Source organism: Gemmatimonadota bacterium (assembly GCA_009835325.1).
Classification (GTDB): domain Bacteria; phylum JAAXHH01; class JAAXHH01; order JAAXHH01; family JAAXHH01; genus JAAXHH01.
The window spans coordinates 21,431-38,657 of sequence record VXWP01000083.1 but is presented as its reverse complement, the minus strand read 5'-3'; the positions used below and the strand labels follow the sequence as shown (position 1 = coordinate 38,657).

Sequence of the window (17,227 nt, the reverse complement as noted above, 5' to 3'; positions counted from 1 at the left end):
TTCAGATTGAGCGCGTGGCCGATTTCGTCGTAGGTGAACTCGTTGTAGTAGGCCAGCACGAGCGGCACGCGGTACCGGTCCGGGAGCGACTGTATCGCCGATCGCACCTGATCACCTTTTTCCGCCCGCACCATGATCTCCAGCGTATCCTCGGAAACCTTCGACGGGCCGACCTGGTCGGGATCGGCGGATTCATAGAAATTCACCTCGCGGTTCCGGCGCCGCAACCGGTCGAGACAGTGGTTGGTCGCGGTCTTGAGCAGCCAGTTAAGGGGCGACTTCGACGCGTCCATGGTGGACCGGTTCCGGTATGCCCGAAGGAAAACCTCCTGGGTCGCGTCCTCGGCCTCGTACACGGACTTCAGTAGATATCTGCAAAGTGCGAGAATCCGCCGGTGATGCGTCCGGTACGTCTCGTCGAATTCGAAACCCGTTGAGCTTTCGCCGCTCGCGGTCGTGTTCACAATCCTACTACGAACAGCGGAACGAGATAGTTTCATATCCTGTTCCTCAAAAGAGGGGCCAGGTGCGTGCAGATTCGCGAATCAGCAGAAGGGAACCGGGATGCGTCGTGTCAGCGGCCTGCGTGAGGTGCCAGCAGATCACTCGATGGCACAGGTTTCACGGCCACCGCGCAGAACTTGAACTCGGGGATTTTGCCGTCGGGGTCAAGGGCATCATTGGTCAGGATGTTGGCCGCGGCTTCCTTGAAGTGGAAGGGGATGAAGACGTTGCCGTCGGAGACGCGTCCCGAAGCCTTCGCTTTCAACGTAATGGCGCCCCGGCGAGAGGATACGGCCACCGGGTCGCCCTCTTCGACGCCCAGGCGTTCCAGGTCCCCGGGCGTCATCTCGACGAAGGGCTCCGGCGAAATGGCGTCGAGGGCTCGGGCGCGGCGCGTCATGGTGCCCGTGTGCCAGTGCTCCAGGACGCGGCCGGTATTCAGCACGAAGGGGTATGCGTCGTCCGGAAGTTCGTCTGGCGGGGCGAAGGATACGGGCGTGAAACGGCCAGGGCCGTGGGGAAAGGTGCCGGTGAACAGCACGGGTTCTTCCAGGGGCCAGACCACGGTTTCCCGTTCCATCGCTTCGTAGGTGATGCCATGGAAAATGGGGGTCAGCGCGACGATTTCCTCCCAGACCGATTCCGGTCCGTCATATGCCCAGCGCGGGCCGCTTTCCCCCTGTTCCATGCGCATCATCCGGTTGGCCAGGTCGATCAGGATATCCCCGTCCAGGCGGGCCTCGCCGGGCGGCTCGATCGCCTGCCTGCCGATCTGCACCATGCGGTTCGTGTTGACGTAGGTCCCCCGCTTCTCCGCCGCGGTGGAGGCGGGCAGGATCACGTCGGCGAACTCCGCGGTCTCCGTCAGGAAGACGTCCTGCACGACGAGGAAAGAGAGCTGCTGCAGGGCCTTCCTGACCTTGTTCATGTTCGGGTCCGAAAGGAAGGGATTCTCGCCCATCATGAGCATGCCCGCGATGCTACCGTCAAGGGCGCCATGCATGATTTCCACGACCGTCAGTCCGGAGTCTGGATCGAGCGTGGTATCCCATGCCTCCTCGAATCGCTTTCGCACCTCCGGGTCATCCGCGGACTGGTAGCCCGGATAGAACCTTGGAATCAGGCCCACGTCGGACGCGCCCTGCACGTTGTTCTGACCCCGCAGCGGGTGCAGGCCCGTACCCCGGCGGCCGATGTTGCCCGTCATGAGGCAGAGGGAGATCAGCGCCCTCGCATTGTCCGTACCGTTGACGTGCTGGCTGATGCCCATACCCCAGAAGATCATCGCGCGCTCCGCGCGGCCGTACTCCAGGGCCACCTCCTCGATCACCGACGGCGGAACGCCCGTTATACGGGATGCCATCTCGGGCGTATAGCTTGCCAGGAAGGGTTCCAGGGCCTCGAAGCGTTCGGTCCGTTGCGCGATGAAATCCCGGTCCTGCAGGCCCTCCCGCAGGATCACGTGCATCAGCCCGTTCAGCAGCGCGATGTCCGTGCCGGGCTTGAACCGCACGTACCGGGTCGCGTGGTCGGCGATGGTCGGCCGCCGCGGGTCGAGCACGATCATCCGGGCGCCCCGGGCCACGGCCTGTTTCATGTAGGATGCGGCGACGGGGTGGTTGTCTTCCGTGTTGGATCCGATCACGAAGATGACATCGGTTTCAAGGACTTCCTGGAAGGCGTTGGAGACCGCCCCGCTGCCGATCGCCTCGGTGAGGGCCGCCACGGACGAGGCGTGACAGAGGCGCGTGCAGTGGTCCACGTTATTGGTGCCGAAGACCACCCGGATCAGTTTCTGAAACAGGTAGGCTTCTTCATTGGTCACCTTGGCCGAGCCGAAACCCGCCAGCGCGCCCGGACCGAGCGTTTTTTTAATCTCCAGCAGCCGGCGCGCCGCCAGGTCCAGCGCTTCGTCCCATTCGGCCTCGCGGAACACCTCCCGTATGCGGTCGTTCCATTCCGGCGACCGGAGCGAACGGCGGAAGTCACGATAGTCCTTGAAATCCGCCGACAGCGGCCGTTTCGGATAGGCGTCTTCCCGGCGGACGAGGGGCTTCGTGAGCCGCTGGGGATGGTGCGTGTAGTCATAACCGTACCGCCCCTTGACACACAGCCGGCCCTCGGTGTGGGTATCGTCCCTGCCTGTGACGCCCTCGATACGGCCGTTACGCACGTGGTACGAGATCCCACATCCCACGCCGCAATAGGGGCAGATGGAATCGACCCGCCGCGAATCCGGCTCGGTTTCTTCGGGGATTTTAGACGCGGCGTCGGGGTCGGCTTCTTCGGGGACGTTCGCGGCGGCATCGGATTCATTCGCCACAGAGCCGGACCCGTTCGCCGCGGAATCGACCAGTCTCTTGTCGGTGAGCGCGCCGGTGGGACAGGTGGCCACGCATTCACCGCAGGACACGCAGGAAGACCCGCCCAGCGGCAGGCTGTTGTCGAAGGCGATCCGCGTATCGCAGCCCTTGCCCGTTCGGCCGATGACGTCGTTCACCTGCACGTCGTCGCAAGCACGGATGCACCGGTCGCACAGGATGCACGCGTTCAGGTCCACCGCGATGACGGGCGAGGAAAGGTCGGGCGACGTCGGCTGGTTTGAGCATGTGGCGGCGAACCGCGACGGATCGGATCGAAGTTGAACGCCCAGTTGCGCGAGTTCATCATGTTCGGCCGCCTTGCGCCGGTTATCCCCGTGCGGCTGCCCGGACTCCAGCAGTTCCACGAGGGTGCGTCGCGCCCTGCGCACCCGGTCCGTGTCCGTGCGCACGTTCATGCCTTCTTCGACCTGCCGGATGCAGGCCGCCGGCAATGTTCGGGCGTTTTCCACGTCGACCACGCAGACGCGGCACACGGCGACCGGTTCCAGTTTGGGGTCGTGGCAAAGGGTGGGGATGTCGATATCGGCGGAGCGCGCCGCTTCCCAGATCGTGGCGCCGGCCGGCACGGTCAGGCTTCTGCCGTCGATCGTCAGCGTGACGGTGCGGTTATTCATCCGGCCCGCCTCCACCGTTCTCCCAATGACCTTCCGGTCGACAGCCGTGCGATGCGAACGCTCCGGGGAAATGCCGGAGCACCGACGTGAGAGGCAGCGCGGCGGCCTGGCCCAGGCCGCAGATCGAGGTGAGTTCCATCGCTTCGGCGACGTCCGCTACGGGGTCCAGCGCATCGGGCCGGGCGTCTCCCTCCAGGATCGTGTTCAGCATCCGGACCAGGTGCGCCGTGCCCGTCCGGCAGGGCACGCACTTGCCGCAGGACTCGTTGCGGAAGAACGACACCGCGTTCCGGGCCAGGTCCACCATGTCCGTTCCTTCGGCCAGGACGATGACCGCACCGGAACCCAGCATGGAACCGGCATCGGCCAGCGGCTTGAAATCCAGGGGGACATCCGCCATGGAGGCTGGAAGGAAACCCGATGACGTACCCCCGGGAGAGAAGGCCATGAGTTCGCGTCCGCCGGCAACGCCGCCTCCGTAGTCCCGGATGAGATCGCAGACCCTGGTTCCGAGTGGGATCTCGTAAACGCCGGGACGGTTGACGTGGCCGCTCAGGGCGATGTACTTGCGTCCGACCGCGCCGTTTACCCCCTGGGACCGGAACCAGTCGGCACCGCGCCGCAGGATGGCGGGCACCCACGCGAAGGTCTCGACGTTGTTGATCAGCGTGGGTTGTCCGTGCAGCCCGTGCGTGCCGGGAAACGGCGGCTTGTTGCGGGGCTCGGCCCTTTTCCCTTCCATCGCTTCGAGCAGGGCCGTCTCCTCGCCGCAGATGTATCCTCCCGGACTGTCGAATATCTCGAGATGAAACGAATGCGCCGAATCCAGCACGCCGTCGCCCAGGTATCCGGCCGAATAGAACGCCTTGATCGTCCTTTCAAGCACTTCACGCTCACGGTCGTATTCGTGGCGCAGGAACAGGTATCCCCAATCGGCCCCGACGGCGAGACCGCCCAGTATCAGGCCCTCGACGACGAGATGGGGGTAGTGGTAGAGGATCTCGCGGTCCTTGAACGTGCCCGGTTCACTCTCATCCGCATTGCAGATCGCGTACTTGACGCCGGAGGCCGTTTTTCGTACGAGGTCCCACTTGACGCCGGTCGGGAATCCGGCCCCGCCCATGCCGCGCAGTCCACTATCCTTGATGGTCTGCACCAGCCCCTCCGCGTCACCGAGCGAGACCCACTGTTTCAGGGACTCCGCGGCCAGCGGGTGATCATAGGGATCGATGAAACCCGGATTGACCGATCGCCTGACGGGCTGGCGAGCGATCTTCCCGTCGGCGGCCAGGCGGGAAACGTACCGGCCGAGCCGCTCCCCGGTCATGGACCGGTAGCTGCGACCGTTGATCGAGACCGCCGGCGCGCCGTCGCACTGGCCGAGACAGGAAACCGCGGAGACCTCCCACTGGTCCAGGCCGGCATAGCGCACGGATTCCCGCAGGGTCTCCAGCACGTCGCAAGCCCCGTGGAGATGGCAAGAAAGATCGGTACAAACGCGCAGGTCGACCGAGGGAGGCGGTTCCAGCCTGAAATGAGGATAAAAGCTGGCCACGCCATGGATCTCGTAAAGCGGTATGCCCTTGCGTTCCGAAAGGGATTTCAATTCCTCTTCCGGCAGAAACCCGTGACGCGCCTGTATTGCTCTCAGATCATCGATCAACATGTACCGGGTCCGGATTGGAGACGGTTACAGGGTGAGCTGGTGTATCGAGGTCTTCCAGCGCGGACCGTCGATGTCGACGATGCGGAACGCCGCGGGTTCGTCCGTCGCGATGACGCGGGTGCCGTCCGGCTTGACCACAGGGTCCTTGCGGAACTGCAGGCCCACGCTCGGAGCGACAAGGACCGTCGCATGATCCAGTTCTATGCGAAAGTCGTAGTGGAGGTGACCGCACAGAATCAGCCGCAATGATGCATGGGCGTTGCACATCCGAACAAACCGGCCACCATCCTTCAGAATCAGCTTATCCATCCACGGGACGCCCACCGGTACCGGCGGGTGGTGCATGCACACAGTGGCCGGCAAGTCGTATGCAAGCTCCTGTTCCAACCAGTCCAGTTGAACGTCGTCCAGTCTTCCCTCCACCTCCCCCTCGTCGTAGGTATCGAGCACGATTATCCGGTGGCCGCACCGGTCCAGCGTGTAGTAATACGGGGCCGGATTCGCGGCGGTTTCATCCAGCATGACCTGGCGGAAAACCGGCCTGTAATCGTGATTGCCCATGGCCATGTGACAGGGAAAGCGTAGGCTGGAAAGGGTGCTTTTCAGCGTCAGGTAGGATGCTTCGGACCCATCATTGCTCTGATCGCCCGTCATGACGACGAGATCGGGTGCGGGGCTCAACCGGTTTACCGCATCTATGGCGGCCTGAAGTCGTCCCAGCGTGTCCTGGCCGTGTACGGGCTGTTGCGCGGCCGGAACGATATGGGGGTCGGAGAGTTGTACGATGCGCATGGATCAGTTTTTCCAGTCCTTTACCAGTTGCAGCAGCAATCTCACCCCCACTCCTGTGGCTCCTTTCGGGCAATATGGCTTGCTCGAATCCGTATACGCGGTCCCCGCGATGTCCAAATGCACCCAGGGACGTTCGACGAACTTCGCAAGGAACGCGCCCGCGGTCAGCGCGCCGGCCCACCGTCCTCCGGTGTTCTTCACATCGGCGATATGGCTCTTGATCTGGTCGTGGTAGTCCTGCCACAGCGGAAGCGGCCAGACCCGCTCTCCCGTGGTCTCTCCGGCCGACCGGACCCGGTCCTGCAACCCATCGTCGTTGCCCATCATCCCGGTCGCGGCATAGCCGAGGGCGACCACGCACGCCCCCGTCAACGTGGCCAGATCGATCACCGCGGCCGGATTGTACCGCTCCGCGTACTCCAGGGCGTCGGCGAGTACGAGGCGCCCTTCGGCATCGGTGTTGATCACTTCGATCGTCTTGCCCGAGCGGGTCGGGATGATGTCACCGGGTTTCAGCGACTTGCCGTGCGGGAGGTGTTCGGTGGCCGGAACGAGTCCCACCACGTGAAGGGAAGGTTTCGACAGGGCGATGGACCGCATCGCGCCGATCACGGCGGCCGCGCCGGACATGTCGTGCTTCATTTCCTCCATGCCGCCGCTCGATTTGATGGATATGCCGCCGCTGTCGAAGGTGATGCCCTTGCCGATGAATACGAGCGTATCCGTCCCGTCGGACGCTTCGCCGTGTTCCAGCACGATGAAGCGAGGCGGCTCCTCACTGCCGGCATTGACGGCGAGCAGGGCGCCCATGCGCTCCTTTTCGATGTCCTTCCGCGTCAAGACCCGGCATTTCAATCCGGTTTCCCCGGCCATCTTCCGGGCGGCGGCGGCCAGCTTGCGCGGGGTCATCGCATTGCCGGGCGCATTGGAGAGGTCCCGTGCCAGGTCTGTGCTCTCGGCGCTGATCAGGCCCGCTTCGATCCCGTCCCTGATTTCATAGGCCTGCGCCCGTTGCGGCGTCACGACGGCCACCGACTCAATCCCGGATCGATCCGTATCACCACCTGTCTTGAAATCGTCGTACCGGTATGCGCCCAGCAACAGGCCTTCCACCGTAGCCTGAGCGCAGTCCCGAAGCTCGAATCCCAATGCACCTGGTGCGTCCGATGCGCCTGGTGTGTCCGGTCCATCCGATCCGCTCGGTCCGTGCACGACGATGGACAATTCGGATACGCCGAGCTTCAGCGCCCGTCGGACGGCGATGCCGGATGCGCGCCGTGCCGTTTCAAGAGAGAATTCGTCACGCGATCCGAGCCCCACCAGGATAACACGGCCCGGCGGCGCCTGGCCGAGCGGATACAGCACCGCGACTTCCTGGTCATCGCCCTTGAAATCTCCCAGTGCCAGCACGTCGCGCAGATACCGGTGCAATGAGGATTCCATGACCGCGGCGTCGCTCGCCTCGAGCCGTTCCTCCTTGAACAGCCCGATAATCACGGTAGTGTCGACTTCCGATCCGATCCGACCGATTTTAACGTCTATTTGCATGCGCTTCTGTCCGTAGTGGGGCAGTCCGCGGTCCCGTGCCGCGGGCAGGGAAACCGGCCCGAATACACTGGCGTCCAGCGAAGGGGTTCAATTCGATTTAATGATGGCATCCGCAGCCTGGTCCGCAAGACGAGGAGGGAACAGGTGCCGGAGTTGCCGCGGTAGCCGCGGAGTCTTTTGCCGATACAGCTGTTGCGAAAGTGGAGAACTTCTTGACCACGTCGTCTTTTGAGCACGTGGGACAGGAAACGCTTTCCGAAGCGGCCGCGTTCAAGACGAGCATTTCGAAATCCACGTCACAATGGGAGCAGTGGTATTCAAAAACAGGCATGGCGGGTTACTCTCCTGTGAATTTTGAGGCGCCGGGCGGAGTCTGTTCGCCGTTGAGCCGGCTACGCTCTGTCTGTTGCGGCCGGCTGAACGTTCACTTCTTGTTCGCGCTTCAGGCGGTAGGCCCGATCAAGCAGTTCCACCGGGTGAAGGACCTCGATCTCCTCGCCGTCCCGGTTTATGCCGTGCCGGATCTGCAGGATACAACCGGGATTGCCGGTGGCCACCATGTCGGGCGCAGCCTGCCTGACGTGGTTCATCTTGCGCGCGAGCAGCCGGTCCGCCATGGCGGGATGGGTAATATTGTAAATACCGGCGCTGCCGCAGCACCAGTCCGATTCCTCCAGTTCGACGAGTTCGAGGCCGGGAATCATGCCCAGCAGGTTACGGGGCTCTTCGCGTACGCGCTGTCCATGAGCGAGATGGCAGGCATCGTGATAGGCGACCCGTGCCCGGACCGGTCCCATGTCCTCCTTGACGGGTATCCCGGCGAGAAACTCGTGCACGTCTTTGACTTTTTCCGCAAAGACGCGGGCACGGTCGTGGTAGTCCGGATCCCCGGCCAGCAGGTCGCCGTACTCCTTCAACTGCGCGCCGCATCCCGCGGCGTTGATGATGACGGCATCCACTTCCGCCTGCTCAAAAGCATCGATGTTCCTGCGGGCCAGTGATTCGGCCACCGTGCGCTCTCCGCTGTGTACCTGCAACGCACCGCAGCAGGTCTGGTTTTCGGGAAGGACCACGTCGCACCCGTTTTCGTTCAACACGCGGACTGTAGCGGCATTCACGTGGGTAAACATCTCGTTCATCACGCATCCCGTAACCAGGCCCACGCGGTAGGCTGCCGACCCCCGTGCCGGGGCGAAGGGCCGTAGCTCCGCCTTCATCGAAGCGCTGGGCATGTCGGGCATCATGGCCTCCATGCCGCGCAGGCGGGAAGGGAGTAGTTTCGTCAGACCCAGCCTGCGAGCGAGTTTTTGTATGCCAAGCGCCTGGTACCAGCGTAGAGGCAGGAAAACCACGGAGAGCAGGAAACGGGACGGTAGCAGCCGCTCGAAAACCAGGTTCCGGAAGAGCCGGCCGAGCAAGGGTCGGGGCCGCTTCTCGACGATCTCCGCCCGGGCTGCTTCCACGAGGCTGCCGTAGTGGACTCCCGCGGGACAGGCCGTTTCGCAGGCGCGGCAGTCCAGGCACCCGCTTATATGCGTCTCGAAGTGATCCGTCAGTTCGATACGCCCGTCCGCGTAAGCCCGCATCAGGTGGATGCGGCCGCGGGGGGAGTCCATTTCCACGCCGAGTTCGGTATAGGTCGGACAGGCGGGAAGACACAGTCCGCAGTGCACGCAATCCAGAAACTTGTCGTATTCGTCTACCAGTCTGTTCTGCGTGCTCATGCTATTCATGCTCATGCTATGCGGATTCCGATCTTGCGCGGGCGACTGCATCGGCCGGCCCCTACGGCAGGCTGCATCGGCCGGTCTATACGCATCGGTCGGCCTTTTCGGCCGGGTGACGATCGTAGTATAACTAAAGTTCAAGCGTATATTGTCAAGCAGTTTATGACCGTTCCGGATGGTGAAATAACCCTTCCAAAATCCTCCGTTCGATTTACCTTCCCTTGATACGCGCACAGTTGTGTTGATTGTTGATGCGCGTTGACGCGCGCACTCGCGTTGCGTGACCAGGGAACATCCGGTCCGCAAAACCGTCCTTAAAAACGTCGATTTGACAGGAAGGAGCCGATCGCATGTCCGCGTTTGAAGGTATCCTGCCCGCCATCATCACCCCGATGCACAGCGACGGCAGTTTCAAAGAAGAGGCGTTCCGCCGGGTCATGGAATTCAATATCGAGGCCGGTGTCCACGGATTCTGGATCGCGGGCGGGACGGGGGAAAGCATACTGCTCAGCGACGAGGAGAACATGCGGATCGCTACAGCTGCGGCGGACCAGTCCCGGGGCCGGGTAAACAACATCATGCATGTCGGCGCCGCGACCACGGAAAGGGCGGCCCGGCTGGCCGAACATGCCGCGGGCGCCGGGGTGGAGGCCATCTGCTGCGTGCCGCCTTTCTTCTACGGCCGGACCGACGAAGCCATCGCCGAACACTACCGCGTCGTGGCTGCCGCGGCGGACCTTCCCCTGTTCGTCTACAACCTGCCCCAGTCCACGGGCGTGGAGATCACACCCGCACTGATGCAGAAGATCCAGGATAAGGTGCCGCAACTGACCGGACTCAAGCACTCGTCGCAGATTTTTGCCAACGTGCGCAACTTCTCAGCCATGGGACTGAAATGCCTGGTAGGCAACCACCAGTTGATGCTCCCGGCCCTGACGATCGGCGCTACGGGCTGCGTGGACGGACCACCGGTTATCACGCCGGAATACTGGGTGGAAATCTGGAAGGCCTATCGCGCAGGAGATCTCGGACGGGCAGAATCCGCGCAGGACCGCGCCAGCGGGGTATGGGCGTCCCTCGGCGCATGCGGAGGCGAGTTTCATTCGGTGGCCAAGGCGGCGCTCAGCGAGCGGCTGGGCATTGATTGCGGGACAGCTCGGCCGCCGGGAAGACCCTTGTCGAAGAAACAACGGGACGCACTGCGCGGGACCATGGCCGAACTCGGTCTCGTGTAACGGACCGTCATTCTGCCTATCTGCCGTCGACCGTAATCAACACCACGCCGGTCATTTCGACAGTCTCCCGACGATGTCATCGCCCACTTCCACGGTACTCGACCGGCCGCCGATGTCCGGCGTGCGGATCCGCCCTTCGGCGAGGTTCTCCGATACCGCCCCGCGAATGGCCGCTCCGGCCTTGTCTTCACCCAGAAACTCGACCATCATGGCCGCCGCCAGGATCGTGGCGATGGGATTGACCTGGCGCTTTCCGATGAGTTCGAAGGCGGAGCCGTGGACGGGCTCGAACATTGAGGGGTGAGTCCGTTCGGGGTTCAGGTTCGCGCTGGGCGCGAGACCCATGCTGCCCACGGTGATCGCCGAGATATCGGTCAGGATGTCGCCGAAGAGGTTCGAGGCCACCACCACGTCGAAGTCCTGGGGCCGGCGCACGAAGTCCATGGCCGCGGCGTCGATGAGGAGGGACTCGGTCTCGACGTCTCTGTACTCCGCTTTCACGCAATCGAATACTTCGTCCCAGAAGACCATGCCATGGCCCTGGGCGTTCGACTTCGTGATGGACGTGACCAGGCGCCGGCCGTCGCGGCGCCGCGCTTCTTCGAAGGCGTAGCGGATGATGCGCTCGGTGCCGTGCCGCGTGAAGACGGAGGTCTGGACCGCGACCTCGTGGTCAGTCTGTTGATACACCCTCCCCCCGATATCGGCGTATTCCCCTTCGGTATTCTCCCGGATGACCACCAGGTCGATGTCGCCGGCCCCCTTTCCCGCCAGGGGAGACTGCACACCCGCGTACAGGAAGGCGGGCCGGACGCAGGCATACTGGTCGAATCTGCGCCGTATCGGGAGAATGAGGTTGTTCAGGGTGATGTGGTCCTGCACCTCCTCGTCGCCCACCGCGCCGAAGAATATGGCGTCGAAGGCCGCCAGCCGGTCCAGCCCGCCCTCGGGAATGAACCTTCCCGTGCGCTTGTAGCGTTCGGAACTCCAGTCGAAACGGGTGAAACGAAAAGCCGGGGACCCCAGCGCGTTAAGCGCCTTGATGCCTTCCTCGATGACTTCGGGACCGACGCCGTCCCCGCCGATCACAGCGATTTCATAATTTGGCATATTTGAATGTACCGATGGCCTTTCCAGGGTTTGGTCGTGCAGGAAGCGTGGATCAGGGGTTAGCACTCAATTCGAGGGCGGCAGGGCGTGCGGACCGTTCAGGAGTCGGCGCCTCCAGCGGAACATTCGTCGCATATCCACGCGGCGCGGGTCATCCCGCCCGCGGGGATCTCCGTCTCGTAGTCCTGCGAAACCGGCACACGGGTCCGGCCGCAGAAGTCGCATTTGCCGGTCGGTTTCGGATGCCTGCCAGCCGGTTTTTCCTCACGGATCCTGGACACCAGGTCTTCATTGAGAAACGGTTCGGCGAACTGGCGTGCGAATCCGAGCACCTGGCGGTCCGTTTCGGTGTCCAACGCGCGGCGGACGATGGGCTCGAAGGCCGGATCGGTAGGACAGCCTCCGTCTTCCAGCGTATGCCAGGCCCGCCGGCGGACCCGGGCGTCATCATCCTCCATCATCCGGTAGAGCGCCTTCCAGACTTCTTCATTGCGGTGACGGACGTGGCATGGACACATGTAGGTCGCGGCCACGATACGGTCTTCGGGATCCCCGCTTTCGGACAGGCGCAGGAGTTCCGCGATATCTTCCCGGCTCACGCGTTCCTCGCCCGGCTTCCGCCAGGCCTTCTGGTGGCGGTTGAGTCCGCTGTTCCGTCTGCCCATCGCCTTGTCCTGGTCAGAGCTGCTGCACGGGATTGGAGAGCACGCCGATCTGGGGAGAGGCGATCATCACGATGTCGTCCTCACGCAGTCCCAGGTCGTTCGGCACGATGATGCCCGTGCCCGTGGAAACGACCGTACCTGCAGGGATCAGGTTATCCCGGTAGAGGTACTCGTTCAACTCGTCGAAACTGCGCGCCAGTTGCGAAGTGTTGGCCTCTCCCTCGAACACGACGGCATCGTCCCGCAGAATCCGGCAATGAATGTCGATATCGTAGGGATCGTCGATCTCGTCCGCGGTGACCAGGGCGGGTCCGAGCGCGCAACAGCCCTGGTAGATCTTGGACTGGTTGAGATAGAGTGGGTTTGCCTTCTCGATATCCCAGGCCGAAACGTCGTTGCACAGGGTGTAGCCGACGATTTCGCCTTCATCGCCCAGCACGTAGGCCAGTTCGGGCTCGGTGGCGGTGAAGTTCGAGTCGCCGCGCACGCAGATGGGCGCGTTGGGTCCGGAACAACGGGAAGCAGTGGCCTTGAAGAAGGATTCGGGCCGGTCGGACTGGTATACCTGGTCATAAATGGTCTGCTGGGCGTCGTCGTCCCGGAATTCGGCGCTTCGCTTGTAGGTCACGCCGAAGCCCCACACCTCGGGCGAGAAGATCGGTACCATCAGGTGGGGGACGCCCACGTCGGGTGTAACGTCGAGCGATTCGTAGGAGAACCCGGTCAGCTGGCCTTCGTAGTCGTTGATGGCGCGTTCGACGAGTTCGGACAGAGATAGCCGGGCCGTCCCGGATACGTACAGGAGGTCGTTGACGGTCTCCACCTCTGGCATGACCTCCGAAAGGTCGATGACCTGATCGTCCTGGAAGATGCCCACGCCGGATTCCTGGCCGGGTTCGTAGTATTGAACCAGTTTCATTCGAGATTCCCCGTATTTAAGGAGGGTTTTACCGGATTCATGCATGCAAAAAACACAGGTAAAGATAGGATTCCGGCGCCTCGTGTAAAGGGAATTCTGTCCCGCGTCCCGGGGTGTGGTTTACCGTTAGTGCTTGATCGCAGGCACGGCGAACGTTACCATTGGAAGAGCTTTTTGTTGAAGTGGGAAGCGCTGGACGATGTATACTATTCCGCTTGCAGCGTCGTATCTACAGTTGGTCGAAACCCACAACCCGGAAAGCACGCCGAGTGTCCTTTTTACTCCGGACCGCCGCCGTTCTGATCATGCTGACCTTCGTGCTTGGCGTGATCCTGCCCACGGCCCGCGGCCAACGCACCCCCGACTCTCAACGCACCCCCGATTCTCCCGTTACGAGTTGGCAGAAGCTTGAGACGCGGATGACCGACAACTGCGCCCTGTGCCACCAGCGCCTGGGTGAACCCCTCGCCAGGCAGGTCGCCGAGTGGCAGGGCAGCATCCACGCGTGGCGCGGCGTCTTCTGCGACACGTGCCACGGGGGCGATCCAACGAGCACCATACTCACCGTGGCCATGGGCGAGCAGAACGGGTTCATGGACGCACCGCTGCCTGAAGCCATCCCGGAAGACTGCGGACGCTGCCACCCCGAAGCCCTTGAGAGCTTCTGGGAGAGCGCCCACGGGGATCTGTTCGAAGCCAATGACTTCGAGCCCGAGTGCGTCACCTGCCACAACAGCCACGACGTGACGGAAGTGCACATCGACATGGTGTCCATTACCGCGCCCTGCGGCGAATGCCACGACCAGGACTACATCGACGAAGTCCGCAATCCCCTGATCGATACGGACGGCAGGATCGAAAGGCTCTACGGAGAGATCCTGGCCATGCCCGGCGACAACCCCAACGCGCCTTATCTCCGCAACCGTCTCGTCCGCGTCCGCAAGGAGTTCCGCGGCCTGGCGCACTACCTGGCTACCAATACCATCGTCACCAAGCGGCAGGCCATCGACCGGGAACTCGACTACATCGAATTCATGCTGCATTTCGATGACAGCACGGTCGAAGGCAAGTAGCCGGAAGCCGCGATCAGCCCCCCGGTTTCTCCCGAAGTTTCCCCCAAAACCGCCACACCGGATTTTCGCTTTTCCAGGGTTATTTCTGTTGACTTTCCCCGTGGTCGCCGCTAATTTTGACTGGCTTTGCCCGAGACGATTGCCGAGGTAGCTCAGGCGGTAGAGCAGTGGACTGAAAATCCATGTGTCGACAGTTCGACTCTGTCCCTCGGCATTTTCCACAAAACATCGCACATCCCGCTTCGAAACGGGCCTTTCGGCTGGCGTGACCCGCACGGGCGTGGCCTGCACCGGCAATTCCCCCCAATTTCCGCACTTGCGCGGCCCGAATCCTGCTTCCACTGCAACCTTTCTTGAGCCGATCGAGTCGAAACGATCGACATCAGCCCGCACGAACGGCCGATTGAGCACGTCGAAAGCGGTCCGAAGCCGCACTGACGCGCCGAGTCACCCGAGTTCCCGCTCGAGACAGGATACCACGCGATAATGTTCCGCAACTACCTCACGATTGCCTGTCGTAACGCCCTGCGCCACAAAGGATACGCCCTAATCAACGTCATGGGCCTCGCGGTCGGGATGACCTGTTGCATCCTGATCCTGCTATACGTCCAGGACGAACTAGGCTATGACCGGTACGCGTCCCGGCACGACCGCATCTACCGGCTCACCATGGCGATCGAGACGCCGGACAGGGCGGAAACCCGCACCGCGCGAAGTCCGACGGCGTGGGGGTGGATGCTGACCGACGCCTTCCCGGAAGTCGAAGGGTTCACCCGCATCAAGGCGCCGCTGGTCTCCTGGCAGGTCACGTACGTGGAAGGCAACAGACGGTTCAATGAGCCGGGTTTCTACTTCGCGGATCCCGGCATCCTGGAGCTGTTCGACTTCAACCTGATTCGCGGCGACGCGAACACGGCCCTGAACGCCCCTAATACGGTGGTCATGACCGAATCCACGGCGGCCAGGTACTTCGGTGACGAGGATGCCCTGGGCAAGGTGATCCGGATCGACAATACGTACGACCTGACCGTTACCGGCGTCATGGAAGACGTGCCGCGCAATTCCCATATGACCTTCGGCTTCCTCGGGTCCTTCGAAACCCTGAACGTCAACCCCATCTACGGGGGAACGGATTACGGCAGGAATACGCAGAACTTCTTCCCGGACCTGTATACCTATCTGTTACTCGCCGAAGGTTTCCCGCCCGAATCCCTCGATCCGAAACTGGCGGAGTTCATCGAATCGCGCTACGGACCGGCCCTGAACCAGTTCAACGCGCAGATCGAAGCAGAACTCCAGTCGCTGACCAGCATACATCTGCATTCGAATCTCGACGGGGAACTCGGCGCGAACAGCGATATCGCCTACATCTACATCTTCTCGGCCGTAGCGTTCTTTCTCCTGCTGATCGCCTGCATCAACTTCATGAACCTGGCGACGGCCCGATCCGCCGGCCGCGCCCGGGAAGTCGGCATTCGCAAGGTGCTGGGGGCGTTCCGCGTTCAGCTGATCGGCCAGTTCATGGGCGAATCCACGATCATGGCGGTACTCTCACTGATCGTGGCCGTGGGTCTGGTCTATGCGTTTCTTCCCGCGTTCAACGCCCTGGCCGGCAAGGACCTGGTCTTTGCCTTCGACGATATGAGCATGGCATTCGGCCTGGTCGGCATCGTGGTGCTGGCCGGTGCGCTGGCCGGAAGCTACCCGGCGTTGTTCCTGTCGTCGTTCCAGCCGGTCGCCGTGCTGAAGGGCTCCTCCAGGGCGGGCGCGGTAAACACGAACCTGCGGAAGATACTGGTCGTACTGCAATTCGTGATCTCCGTCGTGTTCATCATCGGCACGGGCGTCGTAGCGGACCAGATGCGGTTCGTGCAGGACAAACACCTTGGATTCGAGAAAGAACAGCTGGTGGTCATGCCGCTCGGAGATCCCAGGCAGCGCCTGATATACAATGCCTACAAGGATCAAATCAGCGGCTATCCCAACGTATTGGGCGTTACGGTGGCGAACGAAATGCCGGGCGGCCTGGTGAACGACATCCTCTTCACGCCGGACGGCGCGCCGGAAGAGGAACTGGTCCGCATCAACAACATGTGGATCGATCACGATTTCATCCGCACGATGAACATCGAACTCACGGCGGGACGCGATTTTTCCAGGTCCTTCCCCACGGATACGCTGCAGGCGTTCGTGATCAACGAGGCCGCCGTGAAATGGTTGGGTTGGGAAGGCGCTCCGCTCGACAAGAAAATCCGCCTGGGGAACTTCAAGGACGGCCGGGTCATCGGTGTCGTGCGGGACTTCCACGTGCGGTCGCTGCACAGCGGCATCGAACCGATGATGCTGCAGCTGGCGCCCGGACCGGACCCGCTCCACTATCTCGCGATCAGGATCGCCCCGGATGACGTGGCCGAAACAATGGGATTCCTGGAAAACAACTGGCGCGAGATCTACCCGGACGATTCGTTCACATATTCGTTTCTCGACGAGGACTGGGGCCGGCTGTACCAGAACGAAGCGCGTCAGGGAAGCATCTTCCGCAGCTTTACCTTATTGGCCGTCTTCATCGCGTGCCTGGGCCTGCTGGGACTCGCTTCTTTCACGGCGGAACAGCGAACCCGGGAAATCGGCGTGCGGAAAGTGCTCGGAGCATCCGCTTCCGGCATCGTCGCGCTGCTTTCGAAAGAATACGTCCGGCTGGTCGTGTATGCCATCCTCATTGCCTGGCCCATCGCATACTTCGTGATGAACGACTGGCTCGACGGCTTCGCGTACCGTACGGACCTTTCACCCTGGGTTTTCGTGCTCGCCGCGGTACTGGCCATAGCCGTTACGATGCTTACCGTAAGCTACCGAGCCGTCAGCGTCGCCCACACCGATCCCGTGGATGCTCTGCAGCACGAGTGATCCGGCTGCGCCCTGCAGCACGAGCGATCCGTGGACGCGCCTCCGCGTCAATTTCGGATTTGACGACCTCCCTGCTCAATTGT

The 17,227-nt window shown here is 62.4% G+C and carries 12 protein-coding genes, 1 tRNA gene and 1 pseudogene (1 of these 14 only partly in view); 4 read left to right on the top strand and 10 right to left on the bottom strand.

Features of this window, described 5'->3' with window-relative positions; genetic code table 11:
- The 7 genes and pseudogenes from F4Z81_11080 to F4Z81_11050 form a co-directional block, all read right to left on the bottom strand.
- Positions 1 to 500: pseudogene (locus F4Z81_11080) on the bottom strand (RNA polymerase sigma factor) (it extends 13 nt beyond the left edge of the window).
- A 74-nt stretch (positions 501 to 574) separates the two neighbouring features.
- Positions 575 to 3,502, bottom strand: a complete 2,928-nt coding sequence (locus tag F4Z81_11075; protein ID MXW05597.1) for a formate dehydrogenase subunit alpha — start codon at positions 3,500 to 3,502, stop codon at positions 575 to 577.
- The gene (gene nuoF / locus F4Z81_11070) at positions 3,495 to 5,168 is read right to left on the bottom strand and encodes an NADH-quinone oxidoreductase subunit NuoF (protein MXW05596.1); all 1,674 of its coding nucleotides are present in this window, start codon (positions 5,166 to 5,168) and stop codon (positions 3,495 to 3,497) included. The genes F4Z81_11075 and nuoF overlap by 8 nt, the downstream gene beginning before the upstream one ends.
- A 24-nt stretch (positions 5,169 to 5,192) precedes the next feature.
- On the bottom strand, positions 5,193 to 5,960 hold the full coding sequence (locus F4Z81_11065; GenBank protein MXW05595.1) for a phosphodiesterase: 768 nt from the start codon (positions 5,958 to 5,960) through the stop codon (positions 5,193 to 5,195).
- A gap of 3 nt (positions 5,961 to 5,963) precedes the next feature.
- Positions 5,964 to 7,508 carry a leucyl aminopeptidase gene (locus tag F4Z81_11060; GenBank protein ID MXW05594.1) on the bottom strand — a complete coding sequence of 515 codons (1,545 nt, stop codon included), beginning with the start codon at positions 7,506 to 7,508 and terminating at the stop codon, positions 5,964 to 5,966.
- Positions 7,509 to 7,605: 97 nt separating this feature from the next.
- Positions 7,606 to 7,839 (bottom strand): zinc ribbon domain-containing protein, encoded by a 234-nt coding sequence (locus F4Z81_11055; GenBank protein MXW05593.1) that lies wholly within the window; start codon positions 7,837 to 7,839, stop codon positions 7,606 to 7,608.
- 61 nt (positions 7,840 to 7,900) lie between these two features.
- Complete coding sequence (locus F4Z81_11050) at positions 7,901 to 9,283, bottom strand: 4Fe-4S dicluster domain-containing protein (GenBank protein ID MXW05592.1); 1,383 nt, start codon at positions 9,281 to 9,283, stop codon at positions 7,901 to 7,903.
- Between the two features lie 302 nt (positions 9,284 to 9,585).
- On the opposite strand from F4Z81_11050, the gene F4Z81_11045 reads away from it, so the two are divergent.
- On the top strand, positions 9,586 to 10,470 hold the full coding sequence (locus F4Z81_11045; GenBank protein MXW05591.1) for a dihydrodipicolinate synthase family protein: 885 nt from the start codon (positions 9,586 to 9,588) through the stop codon (positions 10,468 to 10,470).
- 51 nt (positions 10,471 to 10,521) lie between these two features.
- Here the strand turns inward: F4Z81_11045 and F4Z81_11040 are convergent, their stop codons facing one another.
- From F4Z81_11040 to F4Z81_11030, 3 genes are all read right to left on the bottom strand, one after another.
- Positions 10,522 to 11,580 carry a tartrate dehydrogenase gene (locus F4Z81_11040; GenBank protein ID MXW05590.1) on the bottom strand — a complete coding sequence of 353 codons (1,059 nt, stop codon included), beginning with the start codon at positions 11,578 to 11,580 and terminating at the stop codon, positions 10,522 to 10,524.
- Positions 11,581 to 11,678: 98 nt separating this feature from the next.
- Positions 11,679 to 12,245, bottom strand: a complete 567-nt coding sequence (locus tag F4Z81_11035) for a HEAT repeat domain-containing protein (protein MXW05589.1) — start codon at positions 12,243 to 12,245, stop codon at positions 11,679 to 11,681.
- Positions 12,246 to 12,258: 13 nt separating this feature from the next.
- The gene (locus F4Z81_11030; protein MXW05588.1) at positions 12,259 to 13,209 is read right to left on the bottom strand and encodes a hypothetical protein; all 951 of its coding nucleotides are present in this window, start codon (positions 13,207 to 13,209) and stop codon (positions 12,259 to 12,261) included.
- A gap of 224 nt (positions 13,210 to 13,433) precedes the next feature.
- Here F4Z81_11030 and F4Z81_11025 point away from each other — a divergent pair, with 224 nt between their 5' ends.
- The 3 genes from F4Z81_11025 (at position 13,434) to F4Z81_11015 (ending at position 17,144) form a co-directional block, all read left to right on the top strand.
- Complete coding sequence (locus F4Z81_11025) at positions 13,434 to 14,237, top strand: hypothetical protein (GenBank protein MXW05587.1); 804 nt, start codon at positions 13,434 to 13,436, stop codon at positions 14,235 to 14,237.
- 141 nt (positions 14,238 to 14,378) lie between these two features.
- Positions 14,379 to 14,451, top strand: a tRNA-Phe gene (locus F4Z81_11020).
- A gap of 272 nt (positions 14,452 to 14,723) precedes the next feature.
- A complete protein-coding gene (locus F4Z81_11015; GenBank protein ID MXW05586.1) occupies positions 14,724 to 17,144 on the top strand; it encodes an FtsX-like permease family protein in 2,421 nt (806 codons plus the stop codon).
- Positions 17,145 to 17,227 lie beyond the last annotated feature (83 nt).